We start from the raw sequence: 21,147 nt of genomic DNA, 5'->3' as shown, positions 1-21,147 counted from the left end.
GAATAATATTCTTTTATTTATTAAAGAATGATAAATTTCTTTAATTATTTTAAAATTGCTTGTAACTTTTCAATACTTTCACTAAAATCAAACACCTCTTCAGGAGTTTGTTGCAAGTATTGTTCCATTTCCTCTTTCCTTGTTATTGCCTCGTCTAATTCTTTATCATTTCCTTTTTGATAAGCACCGATTCGTAAAAGTACTTCATTTTCTTTTAAAATAGAATTCAATCTTTTAAATTTCATAGCATTTTTTTTATGGGCTTCATCTATAACATCACTCATAACACGTGAAGCACTATTTTGTATGCTAATAGGAGGATAAATTCCATAATCAGTTAGTTCGCGACTTAATACTATATGTCCATCTAAGATACTTCTTGATTGATCAGCAATGGGATCACTCAAATCATCACCTTCTACTAAAACAGTAAAAAATGCAGTAATAGAACCTTTTCCTTCTTCTTTACCTGCTCTTTCCATAAGTTGAGGCAAAAGAGTTAATACTGAAGGAGGATAGCCTTTTGATGTTGGGGGTTCTCCTAGAGCAAGTCCAATTTCACGTTGAGCCATCGCAAAACGAGTAACGGAATCCATCATAAATAGAACGTCTCTACCTTGGTTTTTAAAATATTCAGCAATACTCATAGCTGAAAATGCACCATATTTTCTCATAAGAGGAGAGTCATCACTGGTGGCTATTACTAGAACAGTATTACTTAAATCTCCTCCTAAATTCTTTTGAATAAATTCAGGTACTTCACGACCACGTTCACCAATAAGAGCGATTACTTTTATAGGGGCTTCACTCCCTCTAACAATCATACCCATAAGAGTAGATTTACCAACCCCACTACCGGCAAAAATTCCTACTTTTTGACCTTTGCCACAAGTTAAAAGTCCATCAATTGTTTTTACCCCAACTCCAAAAGGCTCATCAATAAGACCCCTTTTCATAGCATCAAGAGGAGCTTTCATAATGGAAGAGCTTTGCTTAGTTTTAATAGGAGCTTTACCATCTTTAGGTCTTATAAAAGGGTCGACCACACGTCCTAAAAGTTCTTCTCCTACAGGTATTCGCATACCTTGTTCACTTAAAAAAACTTTATCACCACTTTTAAAACCTTCTATAAATCCAAAAGGAGATATAAAAAATGAGTATTGATCTATCTCGGTAACCATACCTAATTCACTTTTATTTGGGTCATCTAAGGAGATAAGTTTGATAATATCACCAATACTAGGACGTAATCCTTGCGCTTCTATAGTTGTTGCACTAATTTTTTTAATAGTTCCAAATTTTGGAGATAAGTTTCCTTCTTTGAGTCTCTCTTTGAAACTACGCAAAGCCATTAGTAACGTGCTACCACAGGAGAATTTATGATATCAAAAAACTCTTTTCTTGTATCTGATTTTAAAAACAGTCCACGAAGTGCAGAAGTTGTAGTTGCTGAGTGAGTCTTCCCAACACCTCTCATCTCCATACACATATGACGTGCTTGAATTACTACAGCTACACCTTTTGGAGCGATAACTTCGTTGATAGCATCTGCAATTTGTTCTGTTAATTGTTCTTGTATTTGTAATCTTTTTGCAAATATATCAACCATACGAGGGATTTTTGAAAGGCCAACAACTTTTCCATCAGGTATGTATGCAACATGAGCTCGTCCTATAATAGGTAAAAGATGGTGTTCACACATAGAGTAAAATTCTATATCTTTTATAAGTACCATTTGGTTATTATCAGTTTCAAATAATGCTTCATTTAAAACTTTTACAGGGTCCATATGGTAACCCTCCGTCATATCTCTAAAAGCTTTAAAAACTCTTTTTGGAGTTTTTACTAAGCCTTCTCTTTTGGTGTTTTCTCCAATAATTTCTAGCATGGTTTTTACTGCTGCTTCAAATTCTTCTTGTCGTTTCACTAATGGGCTCCTTTTACAAAGTTTGGCTTTGTAAAAATTCCTTTCACTCAAGCTTAGGCTTTGGTAGAAGAGGATTTATAATTTTATTAATTTGTAAGAGAGATTGTATCTTTTTTTTCCTTTTTACGGTATAAAAAAATAAAAATATCTAAGGATGTAATAGCATATAAAGTAAAATTTTGCTATATTAAAAGAAATTTTTTATAAATAAAGGGAATATATGCAAATCAAAGTAGAACGTATTGATAGTGCAAATGCAAAAGCAGAGGCAAAAGTATCTGCATCGTTTTTAAGCGAAAAACAGAAAAAAATGGCGGAAGAAGCTGCTAAAACTATGAAAATAGATGGTTTTAGAAAAGGTAAAGTTCCAACTCATGTAGTACTAGCTAGACATGGTGAGCAAATTAAACAAGATGTTGAACAAGAAGCATTAAGAGTATTTTTAAATGATGCATTAAAAGAGTTAGACGTAGCTATGGATTTGGTTGTTGGAGAGCCTGCAATCACTAAAATGGATAAAGTTGATGATGGATTAGATGTAGAAATTAAAATTTCTTTCCGTCCAGAAATTGATTTAGGTGAGTATAAAGCACTTGTTCCTGAGTATAAAAATCCTCGTATTTTGAAAAAAGACATTGAAGAAAGAGTTAACACTATGTTAAAACTTTCTGCACCTTTAAAAGAGCTTGAAGAAAAAAGAGCTGTTCAAAGTGGTGATTTTGTTTTGATTGATTTTGAAGGATTTATTGATGGTGTTGCATTTGAAGGTGGAAAAGCTGAAAAATATTCATTAGAAATCGGTAGTGGTTCTTTTATCCCTGGTTTTGAAGATGGTATTATTGGTATGAATGTTGGCGATGAAAAAGATGTTAAAGTTACTTTTCCAAAAGAGTATAATTCAAAAGATTTAGCTGGAAAAGATTCAGTTTTTAAAGTAAAACTTCAAGGTATTCAAATTAAAGATGTTCCTAAAACTCCAAGTGAAGAAACTCTTAAAAAATTACTTCCAGGTGAAGAAAATCCAACAGTAGAAACACTAGAAGCACAAGTGAAAGAACAACTAAAAAATGAAAAACTTACAAAAGTTTTTGCTGAAGAAGTAAAACCTAAATTTGTTGAAAATGTACTAGAAAAAATGGAATTTGCACTTCCAGAAAATATTGTAGAACAAGAAATTGATATGCAAGTTCGTAATATTTTCCAAAATTTAAGTGAAGAAGATATTAAAGAATATTCTGAAAATCCAAAAAAGATTACTGAAAAAAGAGAAGAATTTAGAGATGAAGCTACTAAATCAGTAAAATTAACATTTATTGTTGATGAATTAGCAAAAGCAGAAGAGATTAAAGTAGAAGACCAAGAAGTAATGCAAATGATTTATTTTGAAGCAATGCAACAAGGTCAAGATCCTAAAGCATATTATGAGCATTATCAAAAGCAAGGTGTATTACCAGCGATCAAAATGTCAATTATAGAAGAGAGATTATTCACTCAACTTTTTAGCAAAGGAAAGTAATGAGCTATGTACCTGTTGTAGTTGAAAAAACTGGTCGTGGAGAACGTAGTTATGATATCTATTCTCGTCTTTTAAAGGATAGAATCATCATGCTAAGTGGAGAGATAAACGATCAAGTTGCGTCATCAATAGTAGCGCAACTTCTTTTTTTGGAAGCAGAAGATCCTGAAAAAGATATATATTTATATATAAACTCTCCAGGTGGCGTAATTACAAGTGGTTTTAGTATTTTTGATACTATGAATTATATTAGACCTGATATTAGTACGATTTGTATTGGTCAAGCAGCTTCAATGGGCGCATTTTTACTGAGTTGTGGAACTCCTGGGAAAAGATATTCTCTTCCAAACTCACGTATTATGATACACCAACCTTTAGGTGGTGCACAAGGTCAAGCTACTGATATAGAAATTCAAGCAAAAGAAATTTTAAGAATGAAAAAAGTTCTTAATGAAATATTAGCAAAAAATACAAAGCAGACTATTAAAAAAATAGAAAAAGATACTGAACGCGATTTCTTTATGAGCTCACAAGAAGCTATGGAGTATGGTTTAGTTGATAAAGTATTAGAAAAAAGTTTTAAATAAAACAATTTTAGGGAGAATAGAGTATGGTTCGTTTAGATAAAAATAAGATTCAAAGTGGACTTGGTAGACGTGCAAAAATGACTAATGATAGTCAAGATGCACAAGATAATCAAGAAGTAGATACCAAAAGACCACAATCATCAAATAGCGAACTAGAAAAGTTCTCCTTATATGTTTTAAAAGTACTTATGGATGAAAACATCCCTACCACTCCTAATAATTTTCAAATATATTTTGAAAAACTTTTAGACAATAAGCCTTTATCTTTTAAAAAACGTATAAATGATCTTTTAGAGGCGGAATCTGTAAATGATGATGAACATCGTGCAAAAATGGAAATGGAAGTTAAAGAAGGTTTTGGTCAGATAAAAAGTATTATGCAAGTAGTATCTACAGTATATAAAAATATAAATGTTATGAAAGAAATTGTGAAAAAAAGGACAGCTGAATTAGAAGTAAATTCTGGACAACTGTCAATTACAAATATAACTTCAGCATTAAATGAAGATTTAAAAAAACTATCATTTCTTATGAACAAACAAATGGGTACTTTAAAAACACACTATGAAAAGACAGGTATTATTTTAAAAGAGATTGAAAGTAAAGCTGTATTTGATTCAAGATTTGGTGTGTATAATAGAAGATATTTATTGCAATCTGTTGAAAATGAATGTAGTTCAATTGAACAATTTAGTCACAAAAGTACTTTAGTTCTTGCAAAAGTAAAAGATGATGTTTTAAATAAGATAGTAAGTAATAAAGATAGAATGGTTCTAACAAGAAATATTGCAAAATTACTTTTAAAAACATCAAGAAGAAGTGATGTTGTTGCTCATTATGGTGATGGTGTTTTTGGTATGCTTATGAAACATACAGATATTAATAATGCAAAAAGAGCATGTGAAAGAATTAGTGATCTTATTTATGCTACAAGTTTTTTTATTGGAGATATGGAAGTTGATACGGATATAGAATTAGCGATAGTACCAATTGATCCAGAGCACACTACAGAAACATTAGTTTCTCTAGCTTTAGATGCATTACCAAAAACAGGTAAAAGACTTGAGCCATATTGGGTTTGTGAAATGATAGAAGAAGTTGAGGAGCAGATGGAGGAAGAGGATGGTGCGTGAGATTCTTGTTTATCCTGACAAGCGTTTAAAAGTAGTCTCAAAAGATGTAATAAACTTTGATAAAGAACTTCATAAATTACTAGAAGATATGAAAGAAACAATGTATGCTAATGAAGGTATTGGTTTAGCAGCTATTCAAATTGGTGTTGCTCAAAATGTACTTGTAATCAATCTTGCAAATGAAGAGGGTGAGCAAGACCCTGCAAATTTGGTCGAGATTATAAATCCTGTGATTTTAGAATCAGAGGGAAGTATCACTTATCAAGAGGGTTGTTTGAGTGTACCGAGTTTTTATGAAGATGTAGAACGAAAAGAGAATATAAAAGTAAGATATTTTGATAGATTAGGGCTGATGATAGAAAAAGAGTTAGATGGTTTGATGGCTATTGCATTTCAGCATGAACTTGATCATTTAAATGGACATCTATTTATAGAAAAGTTATCATTTTTAAAACGTAAAAAATTTGAAAAAGAGTGGAAAAAGAAGCTTAAAGAGAGAAAATAGTATTGGAAAAAAGTACAAAAAAATTCCAATGCGCTACTTTATATCATAATCAAGCTTTAAAGGTTGAAGTAGAATCAGCCTATGTTAGAGCTTTACCAGGATTTAGCATAGTTGGTATGGTCAATCAATCTATACAAGAATCACGAGATAGAATAAAATCAGCACTTAGTTCTATTAAGTATAAATTCCCTGCACAAAAGATAACTGTTAGTATGTCTCCAAGTGATCTAAAAAAAGAGGGTAGTCATTTTGATTTAGGCATAGCCTTACTTCTTTATTTACAAAAAGAGAGCCTTACATGTAAAGACTTTTATATCTTTGGTGAACTTGGCCTTGATGGTACAGTAAAATCTACAACTTCAATATTTCCTATTATTCTTTCACTTGCTTCAAAAGAAGAATCTTTACGAGTAATAGTGCCACAAGAAATACTTCAAAAAATCAATCAAATACCAAATGTACAAGCTTATGGAGTAGAAAATTTACAAGATGCAATAGAGTTTTTAGCGCAAGAAGAAGTACCTTTACATGTAGAAGATTTTTCTTATGAAAATATGATTGAGATAGAAGGAAAAAAATATTTTTATAAAAAAGATTTTGAACTAGATTTTAGTGATATTAAAGGGCAAAACCGAGTTAAAAGAGCAATGGTCATAAGTGCTGTTGGGATGCATAATATACTCTTAGAAGGAAGTCCAGGGTGTGGGAAAAGCATGAGTATAAAAAGGCTTTGTTATATTATGCCTCCTATGAGTATGAAAGAGATGTTAGAGAGTAATGCTTATGGATGTTTAAGTGGCGATGAGAAAGAATTAAATGCACAAAGAGCTTTTAGAAGTCCACATCATAGCTCTTCAAAACCAAGTATTTTTGGTGGAGGGAGTAATAAAGCTATGGCAGGAGAGAGTGCCTTAGCTCATAATGGGATACTTTTTTTTGATGAATTTCCCCATTTTTCAAAAACAGTACTAGAAGCCCTTCGTGAACCTCTAGAAGACAATCAAATACTTATCTCCCGTGTCAATTCAAAAATAAAATATGAAACAAAATTTCTTTTTGCAGCGGCACAAAATCCTTGTCCTTGTGGTAATTTACTCTCAAATACAAAAGAGTGCAGATGTAATGAACTTGAAATAAAACGATATAAAAGTAGAATATCAGAACCCTTAATGGATAGAATTGATATATATGTACAAATGAGTGAAGATTTTGAATCTAAGAGTGAAATGGATTCACAAAGTATGTTTGATGAGGTATTAAATGCATTTATTTTTCAAAAAAAACGGGGCCAATTTGAACTCAATGCAAAACTGAGTGAGAAAGAGTTAGAACAAATTTCTAATTTAGATAAAGAATCTCAAGAAATTTTATTTAAAGCAGTTTCTCAATTTGGACTAAATCATAGAAGTACACATAAAATACAAAGTATTGCTAGAAGTATTGCTGATATTGCCCAGAGTAATCAAATAAAAAAAGAGCATATTCTTGAAGCTCTAAGCTATAGGAGAAGATAATGCAAAAATTATTTAAAGAAGTGAAAAGTTTAGATAAAAGATGTTATGAAGAGTTGTATTTAAGTGAAGATATTTTAATGGAGCAAGCTGCTTTTGCTTTGGCTAATGAAGTAAAAAATTGTGCAGCTAAAGATGATGAGATACTTTTTGTTTGTGGTTCAGGTAATAATGGAGCTGATGGCATAGCAGCTGCAAGAATTTTAGCAAAAGAGTTAAATGTGTCAGTATATATACCTTTTGGTGTGAAATCACAAATGGCTGAGAAACAGCTTAAAAGGTTACGTGCTTTACATGTAAAGGTAGTAACAAATATAATAGATGCAGATATTTATGTAGATGCTATTTTTGGTTCTGGACTTGTGAGAGAATTCAGTGAAAATACCTCTTTAATTATAAAAAAGATTAATTCTAAAAATGCAAAAAAAATTGCTTGTGATATTCCTTCTGGAATTGACAGTGAAGGTAGAATCCCTACTGTATGCTTTGAAGCAGATACAACCATTACTATGGGGGCTTTAAAAGAGTGCTTGTATAGTGATGAGGCAAAAGATTTTACTGGTGAAATAAAAGTAGCAAATTTGGGAATTAGCAGAGATAATTATGAGTTAAAACAGAGTAGTTATCTTTTAGAAGAGAGTGATCTTAAGCTTCCCTATAGAAATAAACAAACTGTGAATAAAGGTGACTTTGGGCATGTAGTAGTGATAAGTGGACATAAAGAAGGTGCGAGTAGACTTAGTGCTATAGCAGCATTTAATTTTGGAGCAGGTTTAGTTACTTTAGCTGGTAAAAATAGAAATAATATTCCAATGTCACTAATGAGTAGTGAAACTTTACCTAAGAAGTTTTCAGTATTAGTTGCTGGTATGGGCCTTGGAAATATTTATGGAGATGAAAAACTTCGTGATTTTTTACTTTCACATGTAAAGCCTATGGTGATAGATGCTGATTTATTACACCATAAAATTATAATTGAAGTTTTGAATAAAAAAGAAGATATAGTTTTAACCCCTCATCCTAAAGAGTTTCAATCACTTTTGAAAATATTAGATATAGCAGATATTAGTATGCAAGAGATACAAGACAATCGATTTAAATGGGTAAGAGAGTTTTCAAAAAAATACCCAAATGTAGTATTGGTTTTAAAAGGTGCTAATACCTTAATAATACAAGGCAAGAAGCTTTATGTTAATCCACTTGGAACTTCAAAACTAGCAAAGGGTGGAAGCGGAGATGTATTAGCTGGTATGATAGGTTCTTTATTGGCTCAAAACTATACTCCTTTAGAGGCAGCTATGAGCGCTTCAATAGCACATTCAATGGTGGCTAAAAATATAAAATGCTCAAACTTTGGATTAAGTCCGATAGATTTGTGTGAAGGTATAAAATGGTTATAAAAAAGATTGCAGTTCTTTTTAGTGGATCTGGAACAAATTTAGAAAAGATTTTAAAAAATATACACGGTAAAACATTTAGTACATGTAAGATAGAGGTTGCTTGTTGTATTTGTAATAAAAAAGATGCACAAGGTATAGAAAAAGCTAAAAAGTATGGCTTAGAAACTACACTCATAGAACATACTAATTTTCCTGATAGAGAAAGTTTTGATAAAGAGTTAGTAAGAGTTATCAAACAAAGTGGAGCAGAGCTTGTTGTCTTAGCAGGTTTTATGCGGTTTTTAACACCCTATTTTACACAAAATGTAAAAGCAATAAATCTTCATCCTTCTTTACTTCCTCTGTTTAAAGGAGCTAAGGCAATAGAAGAGAGTTATAACTCTCCTATGAAAGTAGGTGGTATTAGCGTTCATTATGTAAATGAAGAACTTGATGGTGGCGAAATTATAGCTCAAGAGTGTTTTAAAAAAGAAGAGGGTATGAGCTTAGAAGAGTTTGAAAAAAAGATACATACATTAGAGTATGAACTTTTACCTAAGACAATAATAGATATACTTGATCGATAAAAATAAGTGAATAAAGGAAGAAACAAATGAGTAATGATATTTTAAGAGTTGGAAATATAGATTTTAATAGTAGATTAATCGTAGGAAGTGGAAAATACCCTGATTTTCAAACTACAAAAGATGCAACAATAGCAAGTGGTTCAAAACTTATAACAGTAGCAGTAAGAAGAGTAAATATCACAAATCCAAATGAAGAAAACTTAATGGACTATTTTAAAGGTACAGATATTAAACTTCTTCCAAATAGTGCAGGTTGTACGACCGCTGAAGAGGCTATAACTCTTTTTAGAATGGTACGTGAAGCAACTGGTATTGATTTGATAAAATTAGAAGTTATAGGCGATACTGCAAAAACTCTTTATCCTGATGTTATGGAAACTCTAAAAGCTTGCGAAGTTTTAGCTAAAGATGGTTTTAATATCATGACATATACAAATGATGACCCTATCATGGCGAAAAGACTTGAAGATGCAGGAAGCAGTGCAGTAATGCCACTAGCCGCACCAATTGGGAGTGGATTAGGAATTCAAAATAGATACAACGTTCTTTTTATAAAAGAAGCTGTAAATGTTCCTGTTATAGTTGATGCTGGAATAGGATGTGCAAGTGACGCGGCAATCGCAATGGAGATAGGAGCTGATGGAGTGTTAACAAATACAGCAATAGCTCAAGCAAATAATCCAATTTTAATGGCACAAGCAATGAGAGATGCAGTAATAGCTGGAAGAAATAGTTATTTAGCAGGAAGAATTTTGAAAAAACCTTTTGCAACGGCAAGTTCTCCTACGGAAGGTCTTATCGAGTTTTCACAGAAATAATTTTCAAAAGTGAAATTTTTCCTTGACAAACAGAACTTTTTAGGGTAAAATTTCAGCCTCAAACACGAAAGCTAGTAGCTTTTATGTTAAGGCTCGGGGTGTAGCGCAGTCTGGTTAGCGCACCTGGTTTGGGACCAGGGGGCCGAAGGTTCGAATCCTTTCACCCCGACCATTTTAAAATATTATACACGGTAGGTGTAGCTCAGTCGGTTAGAGCATCAGGTTGTGGTTCTGAGGGCCGTGGGTTCGATTCCCATCACTTACCCCATAATTTGAACTCGGGTTTGCGCTCGTAGCTCAATTGGATAGAGCAACGGACTTCGGATCCGTAGGTTGTAGGTTCGACTCCTGTCGAGCGCGCCACTTTTATTAGAAGCTTCCTTAGCTCAGCTGGATAGAGCAACGCCCTTCTAAGGCGTAGGTCACACGTTCGAATCGTGTAGGGAGTACCACTTTTTATTGTCAGTCACTAAAGCTTTTAAAAGCTTCTACCAATTAGGACTGATTTTGATTTTTTATTGTTGTGCGGACGTGGTGGAATTGGTAGACACGCCAGACTTAGGATCTGGTGCTTCACGGCGTGGAGGTTCAAGTCCTCTCGTCCGCACCATCTTTTTAATTACCTTTTATTTTTTTATATAAATCATAAAATTTTTTTAAGAAACAATCTTCAATATCGCGGGATAGAGCAGTTTGGTAGCTCGTCGGGCTCATAACCCGAAGGTCGCTGGTTCAAATCCGGCTCCCGCAACCAAATATTTATAACAATACTCCAATAATTTTGTTTTAGTTCAATAAGTTATTAGCCAAAATATGAGAAGCTTCACGCTATATTCCCAATGAAGCTAAAGTCTTAAATTTTGAAATAAAAAATGTTATAATTAGTAGATCATGGGCAGGTAAGGTTTTTGCAAAGGTAATTATTTTGGAAAATAAAAGTCTCTTTTTTATCTTTGTTATTTAATATAATTTTTTTTTATGTTTAAAAAAAGGACAATCGATGAATATAGGGTTTAAACAAAGAATTACGATGTTCTCTGGAGTGTTTTTAGCACTTTCTCTTATGGTTTTTGCAATTATTAGTTATTACCAAATGGAAACTAATATACGAGTAGAAATTGAAGCTAAACAATCTGCCGAGGCTAAAGCTCTAAAGTTAGATTTAGAAAACTGGTTTGATTCAAAAAAGACTGTTATTAACGCTTTATCAAAGCAAATTAGTGTGCATCCTTTGAAAATAAAAGAGCGAATGGTTCCATTGCTCAATAGTGCAAAACAAGGTATTGATGCAGAAAAAACCTATATGGGATTAAAAGATGGGACAATGATTTATGCTAGTGGTAAAACACCATCTGCTGGTTATGACCCTCGTATTCGTCCTTGGTTTAAAAAAGGTATGTCAGTTAATAAGATATCATTAACAGATCCATTCATGGGAAAAAGCAGTAAAAAACTTACTATTTCAGCTGTAGCACCTATTTTAGAAAATGGTGTAAAAATTGGAGTTGTTTCAGCTAACTTGTTAGTAGAAAATATAAGTAAAAAAGTTGCTGCTACTAAATATGAAGGTGGATATGCTTTTGTTTTAGATCAAAAAGGAAATATGATTTTTCATCCAAGCAATGCTTCTAGAGGGAAAAATATCTTTACTTTAAATGATACATTTAAAAGTTTAAAATCTGTTTTAGCGCAAAATAAGAGAGGTATATATGATTACGTATCTTCTACAGGAGCTAAAAAACTTTTAGCATTTGAAACTATGGAGAATGGCTGGGTTATTTGTTTAACTGTTGAAAAAAGTGTTGCATTTAAATCTGTTGAAGAACTGTTGTTTCTTTTAAGTGTTACTGGTCTTATCATGACAGTAGTTTCTATTCTTCTTTTATCATTGATACTCAATGTACAATTTAAACCACTTACAAAATTAAACGAAGTAATTAAAAATTTATCTAGTAATGATGGTGATTTAACTCAGAGATTAGAAGTAAAATCGCAAGATGAAATTGGTATGATTAGTAAAAATATTAATTTATTTATAGATAAAATTCATACTATTATTGCTGAATCTAAAGTAAGTAGTAATGAAAATGCTTCAGTAGCGAATGAGCTTTCAAGTACAGCTATAGAAGTAGGTCAAAGAGTTGAAGAAGAGGCTCAAATAGTTCAAAAAGCAACATTTGACGCAAAAGAATTACAATCATACCTTGAAACTTCAGTAGAAAATGCTAAAGTATCTCATGATGACATTGAAGGTGTTGTAGGGGATTTAGAAAAAGTAAATACAGAAGTAGTAGATTTAGCTTCTTTACTTCAAGAGAGTACCTCTAAAGAGATGGAGTTGGCATCAAAATTAAATACTGTGAGTAACAATACTCAAGATGTAAAAGATATCTTATCTGTTATCAATGATATTGCAGACCAAACAAATCTATTGGCACTTAATGCGGCTATTGAAGCAGCACGTGCGGGTGAACATGGGCGTGGATTTGCTGTTGTTGCAGATGAGGTAAGAAAACTAGCTGAGCGTACACAAAACTCACTTTCTGAGATTAATGCTACAATTAATATTGTTGTACAATCTATAATGGATGTTAGTGGTGAGATGAGTAATAGTACTAAAGAGATGGAACAAATCACAGGTACTTCACATGATGTACAACAAAATGTTTCAACCGTTATGGAAGTTTTAAATAAAACAGCACAAAATGCGGGACAAACTATACAAGACTATATCGATACAGCTAAAAAAATTGGTAGTATCACACATGAAATTGATAAAATCAATGATATTTCTAGTGTAAATGTAAGAAGTGTTGAAGAGATTGCAAGTGCATCTGAACACTTAAATAAAATGACAGAAAATCTCAACAACGAATTAGGAAAATTTAAATCTTAATTATCCAAAAGTATGTGGCTCTTTATGGGTCACAGTTTTTTAACTTCTCTTTTCAAACCAAAGACGACAAAGTTCTTTATAGATAATTTTAAAAGAATCAAGCTTTTTTTTATTTTTTTTAAAGGGGCTATTAAAATAGCTTTTAAGAAAAAAGTTTTCTTCTCTCTTATTTAATTTAAATTCGATTACTACTGATGCTAAGTCAAAATATAGGTCATTTTTTCTCGCATATTCAAAGTCTATGAGTTTCATAGTATCTGAAAAAATAAAGTTTTTTGGATTTAAATCATGATGGCATAAAACATACTCTTTTTTAAACTTTTTTAAATTTTTGAGAGCTTTGTTTGTTTTTGAGGATAAACTTTTATGAAGAGCTTTTCTTAAATCAAAAGCTTTTTTATTTGTTTTAATAGTATGGAATTTTTTTAAAACAAGAGCTATGTTTTTTATATCGTTTTTGTTAAGTTTGTATTTGTGTCTACCTTTTAAAAACTCATAAATCATCAAAGAATTTTTTTCATCTAAAAGTATCGGTTTTGCTCCAATATCTTTTTTATGCGCTTTTTTAGAAATTTTAAATTCAAATTTTCTACTTAGAGGTACGTTTTCATTGGAGTTAAATACTCTTACAATATAGTTTTGTTTCGAGGTTTTTAAAAGATAGTTTGTATTGTTAAAACCTTGATTTTTTAGTAAGGTAAGCTTTTGGAGTTTTTCATTTTTAAAAATTTTATATTTTTTCAAAAGTTTTATATTTATCAATTGATAAGTTCACCTTTATATCGATAGAAGTATGAAAAAGATTATATCTAATTTATCTCTCTTGATAGACTTTTTTTGTTAAAATTCTACTATCAAGTAGTGCTTTACCTACTGTAAAATGGTATAAAGATTGGAATTGATTTGATTGTAAACCTAAAATAGTATGAAATACATCATCTAAGTAACAACCAATGCCTGTTGCTTGATAATTAAGAGAGGTTGCTTCAAGATAGAGTTGCTGACCAATCGCTCCACACTCCCAGTATAACTCTTTATATCGCTGTGCTCCATGTTGTACAATTTCTTTGGCAAATGGACTTAACATTCCTAGAGAAAATGCTCCATCACTAGCTATACTTTGATTACAAGAGATGTTTTTTGAGATGTTTTTAAAATCTCCAAAAGTAAGTGCATAAAAGTTTTCGCTAATTTTTTGCCAAAGAAAATTTTCATGCATTAAAGATTGTAACTCATTTTTGTATTTTTCATTTCTAAAAAAGATGTATAAACCAGGTTTTAAATCTTCTACATTGTGGACAAAAATCACTAAATTGATTTGATTTTCAAAACCAGTGAAACTCTCTTTTGTACAATCAAGTAAAATTTTAAATTTTTCAAAAGAGATTTTATTGTCTTTTTTATCCATCATCTGTGCACTACGTCTTTTTAAAATTACCTCTTTTGCTTCTTTTGTAGGTTCTTTTTTGAAGAGAATTTTTGTTGCAGGCATATACTCATTTTTCTTACATGTAAAGGTAGCTTCTTGAATCTCTTCTATAAGTGGCCAATCTTGATAGGTTTGTGCTATATTGTTTGCAGATGAATTAAAAGTGTTTGGTATGAGTGGTGAGATATCTACTGCATCTGTATATTTTTTTGGAGTAATTAAAAGAAACATATCTGGGACTTCACTTTCACCAAAACGTTCTTTTTGATTAAACCCAAAAAGATTTGAGAGTGCTTCTTCTGAGGTTTTGGATAAATACTTATAGTGCCAACCTAGTGTTTTAGCACTGATTTGCAATGAACGTAAAGCATGACCAGCATCAAGATTTGTATATCTAAAAGCACGCTCTCCATACTTCCAAACTTCTCTGTATACAATAGAGCTCAATGCTACAAAAAATGAATCCTTTGGTAAAGTTTCCCAAATCTTAGAATCAAAGTCGCAAAGTATTTCTAAAGAGTGATTTTGAGGAGCATAATGACAAATTGTTGTTTGATGACTTATATGCCTAATTGGAGGCAAGATAAGATAGGATTCACTTGGATGAAGGTTTCCACTTGAAGCGTTACATCGAAGTGCCCATTCATCGACTCCATTAGATTTGATTGCGGCCAATCCCATGGAAAATTGTAAAAATTGTGAAATTGAATCTATAAGTAAAGGTGCTGAAGGCAAAGCATCTTCAAATAGTGTGTGATAAGGTGGCGTAATATTTTCTAATGCAATAGGAAGCTTTACATGTAAAGCATTCTTATATGAGCGGTAAGGATCTGGTTGATTTGCCCAGTCCATGTAACCTAGTGATTTTGCATATCTCTTAGAAGAGTGTTTGGTTCTTTCATGATAGTCAATTACTGTTTGTATGTTTTTATTCATAATGTAAATGATAATCAATTTGTAATTTAAGTTAGCAAAAAAATAAATAATAGTTTTTCTTTTTAACAATATAATGTTAAAATCAAGAAAAAATTAGGAGCCAACGTGACAATAACAAAACAAGTAACATTTATAGCAAAAGATGGTTGTATAGAAGATATGAAAGCACTTTTAAAAACTATGGTACAAGCTTCTAAAGATGAAGAAGGATGTCTTTTATATGATATATTTCAACTTAAAAATGAGCCTAAAAAGTTTATTGTAGTCGAGTCTTGGGCAGATGAAAAAGCACTTGATGGGCACAAAGCTTCAGCTCACTATAATCACTATAAATCTACTTTTGAGCCTTATTGTGCTGAGAAATTTTCTGATGATTTAGAGTTTGTATGAGAAATACAGAAGTTATAACTTCGTGCTTAAGTCGCGAGGAATTTTTATTGGTCTTGTTCAGTAAAAAGGGGACAATAAAATGAATAATTTGTGGAATGATATCAACCTTAGGGTTTTTACTTCAAATCTTCTTGGTCAAAGTGATGAACTTGTGCTTCATGGGGGTGGTAACACATCTGTGAAAAGCAAAGTTGATGGCGAAGAGATACTTTTTGTAAAAGGGAGTGGTTGGGACTTGGTCTCTATCAAAGCGGAAGGTTTTGCTCCTGTTAAAATGGAAACTCTTTTAGATATGGCAAGACTCAAAGAGCTGAGTGACACGGACATGGTTTCAGGTCAAAAAGCAGCGATGATAGACAAGAGTGCTCCAAATCCTTCGGTTGAAGCGATACTTCATGCACTTATCCCTTTTAAGGTTGTTGACCATACTCACGCAGATGCAGTCGTAACTATCTCAAACTCAAAAAACGGCATAGAGCTTATTAAAAAAATCTATCCGGATTTTTTGATAGTGCCTTATGTGATGCCAGGTTTTATTTTGGCAAAGACCATATACGAGATGACGCAAGACTTTGACTGGTCAAAATGCCAAGGGATTATCTTACACAATCATGGGATATTTACTTTTGATGATGATGCAAAAAAATCGTATGACAAAATGATAGAAGCTGTAAGTAAAGCAGAAGATTTTTTAAGTGAAAATGTAAAGCTAGATATAAATCCAAGACCATCAAAAACTTATGTAAATTTAGATAAGTTAAAAGTCTTGATAGAACATCACAAAGGGCATGAAATATCTTTACATGTAAACAAGTCTACCCTTGCACTTTTTTATGCTTCAAAGGAGAATTTAAAAGAGTTTGCAACAAGAGGAGTTTTAACACCTGAGCATATCATAAGAACAAAAAGAGTTCCTATGATAATTGAGGGAGATATGGAAGGAGCTTTATTTGAGTTCATGGGTGAGTATAAAAAATACTTTGAAGAGTTTAGTAAAGATGAGATATGTTTAAATCCTGCACCAAATTACGCAGTTATAAAAGATTTTGGGATTGTAAGTTTTGGGAAAAATGAAAAAGAAGCAAGTATCATCAACGATATTGTAGAGCATACTATGCTAGCAGTCTTAAGAGCAGATAAACTCGGAGGCTACCAAGGAATCAGCTTAAAAGATTGTTTTGAGATGGAGTACTGGGAACTAGAACAAGCAAAGTTGAAAAAAATCACATAATATTTAATTACATATAAAATAGGCAATTTTAAAAGAAGTTATTGTATAACTTCTTTTTTGAATCAAAGGAACATAATGAAGTTAAAAGAGTTAAATGCTATCCAAATTATTAAAATGGTTTTAGGTGATAAGAGAGAACCTGTAAAAAGTGAGGAAGAACTAGCACAGCTTTTGAAAAAAAGAATGACTAAAAAAGAGTTGGAGGTTTTACATGCGAAGGCTGAAGGTATAAATCAAGAAGAAGTGATGGCAAGCTTAAAGATAGATGCGATAAGATATGAAACTCTTATCAAAAGTGCTACGAAAAAAATGAAAAATGAGTCTGTTCATGGTGATTTTTTTTATGAAAAAAAAGTAATAAACGAAGCTTAATAAAGTAGTTTGCTAAGAGTGTATGGCTCGCTGTTGTTTATCTCTTTTTTTATTTTCATCTTCTATAGTTTCGATTGAGTGCATTTTGCTCTGAATGTATTCACTTGGTAGGGATGTCTCTTGTGCACCAATGAGAACATGGTTCATATACCATGAAAAGGGTTTAATAGTTTCATCAATGTGTGAAGCTATGTAGGTCATTGCTTGTATTAAAGATCCATCTGTGGCTGTGATAGTGACCTCTTTTATTTCATACCCATGACCAAGTCCTTCTGCTTTATCCAAAGAAGGTTTCTCTTTAGGATTGATTTTAAATAGTGCTCCATAAATTATATCGAGTGAATTTGCTGTAAAATACGCATCGCATTTTGCAGATTCATCTTGACCAAACTTATGAAATCTCAAGTCATGCTCTTTAAGGCTATAACAGCCTAAATGAATAGCGCTTGGTACTCTTTCTTGTAAGCGTGAAACAGACATGTTTGATCCGTATGCGAAGTAATACATAAGTTTCCTAGTTATTTATTGGCAAACATTATAACACAAGTTAAGTAAGGTTTTTAATGAGCCCTTTTTCTTCTTCAACTGAAAGGTAACGCCACGTACCAAGGTCCATGTCGAGTTTGAAGTTACCAATACTGATGCGATTTAAGTTTATAACTTTTAGAGGTGTTCCAAATTTTGGATCTTTGAGTGCTCCAAAAAGACGGCGTATATGTCTGTTTTTCCCTTCATCGATTTGTACTTTGAGCTTTGTTTTTGCCCCTCCAATACCTATTTTTTCGACCTTAGCTTTTAGGAGGCCATATTTACTTTGCACTCCTTTTGAAGCCTCAAAAATATGCTCAGCTGTTACATGCCCCCTAACCCAGACTTCGTATATCTTAATGCAGTTCTTAGGTTTGGTCAATGCGTGGTTTATTTTACTATCTGTTGTGAATAATAAAAGCCCTTTAGAGTCTAAATCAAGTCGTCCAACAGGCATCCATCCTTCATTGAAAGCCCAATCTGGTAAAAGATCATAAACTGTTTTTCGCCCAAGGTCATCAGAGCGAGTGACTAAATAACCCTTAGGTTTATTGAGTACCAACATTTTTTCTGAATCATTTAATCCTTGGTTTGAATTTTGCATTTTTTCTTTTGTGTGTACTTGTGTATTTATATTAATTTTTTTGTAATGAAGTACGTGCAACCATAAAGGCAGCCAAACCTAACGCGCTTCCTGCAACAATATCCATAATGGCTTTTGAGCGTTTCGAGACAGCTAACTTTGCAGCCTTTGAGCCTAAGATAGAATAAAGAAGTAAAGCAGGATATTCGAGTATAAGAGCCAACACAGCAAGAGTTATCATTCGTAGTTCCACTCCTGCACCTTCTCCAGCAAATACAGGTAACATTGCCGCGAAAAATAAAACAGATTTTGGATTTGCACCTTGCATAGCAAAACTCGTCCAAAATAAGGCTTTAGCAGATTGTTTATTTTGAGATTTTGATTTTAATTCTTTTGCATAAATTGCATTTTTAATTGTTTTAATTGAAAGGTAAAAAAGGTAAGTTACACCAATCCATTTAACAAATTCAAATATCCATGGAAAAGCAAGAATCAACGTACCAATACCAAGAATAGACAAGATCGCGTACATAAAGTTGGCTACAAATACACCAGCAATACTTGCATGAGCTTTACCAACACCATTGCCGATTGAGTCACCTACCACTTTTAAAACAGCAGGACCAGGAGAAAAATTTAAAGCAGCATTTGCAGTGATAAAAATCAATAATGTTTGAAAGTCTATTGTCCAAAAATCCATATTCTCACCTTATTAATATTTTAAATATTGTAGTAATATATAGCTTAACTATATATCCAACAAATATTATAACACAAGTACTTCTGTGTATTAAAATATTTCAGGGTCAGATATCTATTTTTAACTTATAAAGTGCCTTTACATGTACAACGGTTTTGTCAAAAAGTTTAGAGTTTGACCTAACCCTACAGTGTTATACTTTGTTAATTTTATAAGTTGTTTTCGAGTTTTGCTTTGAGTCTACTAAGAGCAACAGGTGTGATGCCTAGATACGAAGCTATGATATATTGGGGAATTCTTTTGTATATATCTTTGTAGGTTTCAATAAAGAGTTTGTATCTATCGGTGTTGGACAACATATTGATATCTATAAAATTGTCCCGCATAGTTAAGTTAATATGTGTATTTACGATTTTAAAAATTTCTTCAAAAACAGTAGTTTGCGAAGAAAACTCAGCAATATCATCAAAACTTATCTCTACCATTTGCGTTTTTTCTAAAGCTTCAATGGTATATTTAGATGGGGTTTGTGTAGTAAATCCATTGTAATCAACAGCAAAATAATCAATGATGTTTTTATTGTTTTTATTGAATGAGAGATGACAAGTAAACTCTTTGGCATTTTCATCAAAATAAAACATTCTTGTAATACCACTATTTATAAATCTAATTTTATTGCATACTTCTTCTGCTTGAAGTATTGTATCTGCTTTGTCGTAGTTAATAATTTTCAGTTTAGGTTCTATTATCTGCCAATCTTTGTCTGTCATTTTGATGGTATCTAATAAAAACTCTTTAAATTTAGTAAATATTTTGTTTTCCTTTTGTCTTGGTCATTGTATCATTATTTAGTAAATATTTTTTTAAATACGACATAAGGTTATATTTTGATACATATGTATCAAAAGGAATATAATAAGTAGTTTTTTAAGAGTATATAGTTAGGGATATGGAAGGCTAAAAGAAAAGTGTTTAGAGACTGCTAACTTTAGGTCTGATTTTAGTGTTCAGTAAATACTTGCCCTGTATTTTAGAATCAGACCTTTTATTTATTGACAGTTTTTTTTATTTTTCAATGCTCTAAAAGTTTCTATTTTACCTTTTGCATCACTTATCTCTTTTTCGTATTCTCCTGTTATTGTACTCACTGGTAGAATGGATAGTACCAATAGCCAAGCATCAATATCTGCTTTTGAGTTTTGTTTTATTTCTAATTTTTTAAGTCTGTTTTTTTGCATATCCAAATTTGAATCTATATCAGCACAAGTGTAATGTAGATAATTTGTGTTAGATAAATCTATCGCTTTGATATTTTCTGGTCGTTTAGCACAACCACTAAATGAGATAATAGACAAGATAAGTAGACTACTTAGTATTTTTGTTTTCATAATGAAACTCCTTTAATTATTTAATAAAAGAGATTTTATTATTTTTAAAAAGCTATTTCATTATACTTGGTTAAGTTTTTGAAACTTGATATAAATACTCAGGGTCAAACATCTATTTTTAACTTCAAAAATACCTTTACATGTAAAAGCATTTTGTTAAAAAAGTTTAGAGTTTAGACCTGACCCCTTATTTTTGACCCCTTATTTTCTGATTTGTTAGATTTTGATTATCTATTTGAACTAGATTTTTTTCCTTGAAAATATACTGGAACAGAAAATTTTATTTTTTGAGCGGTTGAATTTTCAGATGCTCTTTCTGTTCCACCACCAACATTTGCTTTAATCACACTAATTAAAGGTAAACTTGCTTCTACACTGCCATTTCCAGAGTTTGTTTTTTGTTCTGTAACAGTAGCTTGAATTTCAAATTCAATAAGTTGTGGATCACGTTGAATAACTCCCTCAACATTGGCTGGTGCAATTGGGGTTTGTGATTTTGTTGCTGCACTTTCAACGCCTTTTGTTATTTCCAACAATGCTGTTTCAATATACTTTTCTAATGATATGCTCATAAATATCCTTTATAATCTAACGGCGCGGCTGAGCACCAGTCAGTTGTTTTTCAGGAAATCCCGCAGGGTTTTCTGGAAAAGAACTTGGTGTGTGTTCCTGTCATTTGTTGTGCGTAGCGAAGCGGAGCACGACAGATGGCAGAGATGGGCACGTTCAGT

General features: G+C 32.0%; 23 protein-coding genes and 6 tRNA genes. 19 read left to right on the top strand and 10 right to left on the bottom strand.

From position 1 onward, the window contains the following. Window positions 1–44: 44 nt before the first annotated feature. Together fliI and folE are read right to left on the bottom strand one after the other, a co-directional pair. A complete protein-coding gene (fliI, locus tag K354_RS0113160; protein WP_024955950.1) occupies window positions 45–1,352 on the bottom strand; it encodes a flagellar protein export ATPase FliI in 1,308 nt (435 codons plus the stop codon). Beyond that, window positions 1,352–1,927: a GTP cyclohydrolase I FolE gene (gene folE, locus K354_RS0113155; RefSeq protein WP_024955949.1), complete on the bottom strand. Its 576-nt coding sequence runs from the start codon at window positions 1,925–1,927 to the stop codon at window positions 1,352–1,354. The genes fliI and folE overlap by 1 nt, the downstream gene beginning before the upstream one ends. 220 nt (window positions 1,928–2,147) lie before the next feature. On the opposite strand from folE, the gene tig reads away from it, so the two are divergent. The 15 genes from tig to K354_RS0113080 all read left to right on the top strand — a co-directional run bounded on the left by tig (window position 2,148) and on the right by K354_RS0113080 (window position 12,859). Beyond that, window positions 2,148–3,443 carry a trigger factor gene (tig, locus tag K354_RS0113150; RefSeq protein WP_024955948.1) on the top strand — a complete coding sequence of 432 codons (1,296 nt, stop codon included), beginning with the start codon at window positions 2,148–2,150 and terminating at the stop codon, window positions 3,441–3,443. Beyond that, entirely contained in the window at window positions 3,443–4,030 is a 588-nt protein-coding gene (gene clpP, locus K354_RS0113145) for an ATP-dependent Clp endopeptidase proteolytic subunit ClpP (RefSeq protein ID WP_024955947.1), read from the top strand. The genes tig and clpP overlap by 1 nt, the downstream gene beginning before the upstream one ends. A gap of 23 nt (window positions 4,031–4,053) precedes the next feature. After that, the gene (locus K354_RS0113140) at window positions 4,054–5,163 is read left to right on the top strand and encodes a GGDEF domain-containing protein (protein ID WP_024955946.1); all 1,110 of its coding nucleotides are present in this window, start codon (window positions 4,054–4,056) and stop codon (window positions 5,161–5,163) included. Continuing rightward, entirely contained in the window at window positions 5,153–5,668 is a 516-nt protein-coding gene (def, locus tag K354_RS0113135; protein ID WP_024955945.1) for a peptide deformylase, read from the top strand. Before K354_RS0113140 ends, def begins: the two co-directional genes overlap by 11 nt. 2 nt (window positions 5,669–5,670) lie before the next feature. After that, the gene (locus K354_RS0113130) at window positions 5,671–7,182 is read left to right on the top strand and encodes a YifB family Mg chelatase-like AAA ATPase (protein WP_024955944.1); all 1,512 of its coding nucleotides are present in this window, start codon (window positions 5,671–5,673) and stop codon (window positions 7,180–7,182) included. Then, window positions 7,182–8,579 carry a bifunctional ADP-dependent NAD(P)H-hydrate dehydratase/NAD(P)H-hydrate epimerase gene (locus K354_RS0113125; protein WP_024955943.1) on the top strand — a complete coding sequence of 466 codons (1,398 nt, stop codon included), beginning with the start codon at window positions 7,182–7,184 and terminating at the stop codon, window positions 8,577–8,579. Before K354_RS0113130 ends, K354_RS0113125 begins: the two co-directional genes overlap by 1 nt. After that, on the top strand, window positions 8,570–9,145 hold the full coding sequence (gene purN / locus K354_RS0113120) for a phosphoribosylglycinamide formyltransferase (protein WP_024955942.1): 576 nt from the start codon (window positions 8,570–8,572) through the stop codon (window positions 9,143–9,145). The genes K354_RS0113125 and purN overlap by 10 nt, the downstream gene beginning before the upstream one ends. 26 nt (window positions 9,146–9,171) lie before the next feature. Further along, a complete protein-coding gene (locus tag K354_RS0113115; protein ID WP_024955941.1) occupies window positions 9,172–9,963 on the top strand; it encodes a thiazole synthase in 792 nt (263 codons plus the stop codon). 94 nt (window positions 9,964–10,057) lie between these two features. Then, window positions 10,058–10,135: transfer RNA gene (locus K354_RS0113110), tRNA-Pro, on the top strand. Window positions 10,136–10,154: 19 nt separating this feature from the next. Beyond that, a tRNA-His gene (locus K354_RS0113105) sits at window positions 10,155–10,231 on the top strand. A gap of 18 nt (window positions 10,232–10,249) precedes the next feature. After that, window positions 10,250–10,326, top strand: a tRNA-Arg gene (locus K354_RS0113100). 12 nt (window positions 10,327–10,338) lie between these two features. Next, window positions 10,339–10,415, top strand: a tRNA-Arg gene (locus tag K354_RS0113095). A gap of 73 nt (window positions 10,416–10,488) precedes the next feature. After that, window positions 10,489–10,573, top strand: a tRNA-Leu gene (locus K354_RS0113090). A gap of 67 nt (window positions 10,574–10,640) precedes the next feature. Next, window positions 10,641–10,717, top strand: a tRNA-Met gene (locus K354_RS0113085). A 246-nt stretch (window positions 10,718–10,963) separates the two neighbouring features. Next, window positions 10,964–12,859 carry a methyl-accepting chemotaxis protein gene (locus tag K354_RS0113080; protein WP_051505455.1) on the top strand — a complete coding sequence of 632 codons (1,896 nt, stop codon included), beginning with the start codon at window positions 10,964–10,966 and terminating at the stop codon, window positions 12,857–12,859. A 39-nt stretch (window positions 12,860–12,898) separates the two neighbouring features. Here the strand turns inward: K354_RS0113080 and K354_RS0113075 are convergent, their stop codons facing one another. Both K354_RS0113075 and K354_RS0113070 read right to left on the bottom strand, forming a co-directional pair. Next, entirely contained in the window at window positions 12,899–13,621 is a 723-nt protein-coding gene (locus K354_RS0113075) for a choline/ethanolamine kinase family protein (RefSeq protein WP_169733437.1), read from the bottom strand. Window positions 13,622–13,673: 52 nt separating this feature from the next. Beyond that, window positions 13,674–15,224 carry a SagB/ThcOx family dehydrogenase gene (locus K354_RS0113070; protein WP_037940860.1) on the bottom strand — a complete coding sequence of 517 codons (1,551 nt, stop codon included), beginning with the start codon at window positions 15,222–15,224 and terminating at the stop codon, window positions 13,674–13,676. 105 nt (window positions 15,225–15,329) lie between these two features. Between K354_RS0113070 and K354_RS0113065 the strand changes: the two genes are divergently transcribed. The 3 genes from K354_RS0113065 (at window position 15,330) to K354_RS0113055 (ending at window position 17,217) form a co-directional block, all read left to right on the top strand. After that, window positions 15,330–15,614, top strand: a complete 285-nt coding sequence (locus tag K354_RS0113065; RefSeq protein ID WP_024955937.1) for a putative quinol monooxygenase — start codon at window positions 15,330–15,332, stop codon at window positions 15,612–15,614. A gap of 79 nt (window positions 15,615–15,693) precedes the next feature. Continuing rightward, window positions 15,694–16,845 (top strand): class II aldolase/adducin family protein, encoded by a 1,152-nt coding sequence (locus K354_RS0113060; protein ID WP_024955936.1) that lies wholly within the window; start codon window positions 15,694–15,696, stop codon window positions 16,843–16,845. A 75-nt stretch (window positions 16,846–16,920) separates the two neighbouring features. Then, complete coding sequence (locus tag K354_RS0113055) at window positions 16,921–17,217, top strand: hypothetical protein (protein WP_024955935.1); 297 nt, start codon at window positions 16,921–16,923, stop codon at window positions 17,215–17,217. Window positions 17,218–17,229: 12 nt separating this feature from the next. Here K354_RS0113055 and K354_RS0113050 read toward each other — a convergent pair whose 3' ends face one another. The 6 genes from K354_RS0113050 to K354_RS0113025 form a co-directional block, all read right to left on the bottom strand. After that, a complete protein-coding gene (locus tag K354_RS0113050) occupies window positions 17,230–17,724 on the bottom strand; it encodes a gamma-glutamylcyclotransferase (protein ID WP_024955934.1) in 495 nt (164 codons plus the stop codon). Window positions 17,725–17,764: 40 nt separating this feature from the next. Next, window positions 17,765–18,409 (bottom strand): pseudouridine synthase, encoded by a 645-nt coding sequence (locus K354_RS0113045; protein ID WP_245600614.1) that lies wholly within the window; start codon window positions 18,407–18,409, stop codon window positions 17,765–17,767. Next, window positions 18,381–19,028 carry a LysE family translocator gene (locus K354_RS0113040; protein WP_024955932.1) on the bottom strand — a complete coding sequence of 216 codons (648 nt, stop codon included), beginning with the start codon at window positions 19,026–19,028 and terminating at the stop codon, window positions 18,381–18,383. The genes K354_RS0113045 and K354_RS0113040 overlap by 29 nt, the downstream gene beginning before the upstream one ends. A 209-nt stretch (window positions 19,029–19,237) precedes the next feature. After that, on the bottom strand, window positions 19,238–19,798 hold the full coding sequence (locus K354_RS0113035) for a Crp/Fnr family transcriptional regulator (protein WP_024955931.1): 561 nt from the start codon (window positions 19,796–19,798) through the stop codon (window positions 19,238–19,240). A gap of 279 nt (window positions 19,799–20,077) precedes the next feature. Beyond that, on the bottom strand, window positions 20,078–20,416 hold the full coding sequence (locus K354_RS0113030) for a hypothetical protein (protein ID WP_024955930.1): 339 nt from the start codon (window positions 20,414–20,416) through the stop codon (window positions 20,078–20,080). Between the two features lie 227 nt (window positions 20,417–20,643). Beyond that, on the bottom strand, window positions 20,644–20,988 hold the full coding sequence (locus K354_RS0113025) for a hypothetical protein (RefSeq protein WP_024955929.1): 345 nt from the start codon (window positions 20,986–20,988) through the stop codon (window positions 20,644–20,646). Here K354_RS0113025 and K354_RS15420 point away from each other — a divergent pair. Then, on the top strand, window positions 20,981–21,147 hold a 167-nt coding region (locus tag K354_RS15420; RefSeq protein ID WP_425426691.1), incomplete at its 3' end, for a hypothetical protein. The two genes, K354_RS0113025 and K354_RS15420, sit on opposite strands and share 8 nt — an antisense overlap.

Origin of the sequence: Sulfurospirillum arcachonense DSM 9755 (assembly GCF_000597725.1) — a bacterium.
GTDB lineage: Bacteria > Campylobacterota > Campylobacteria > Campylobacterales > Sulfurospirillaceae > Sulfurospirillum_A > Sulfurospirillum_A arcachonense.
This window is presented reverse-complemented; position numbering and strand designations above follow the sequence as displayed.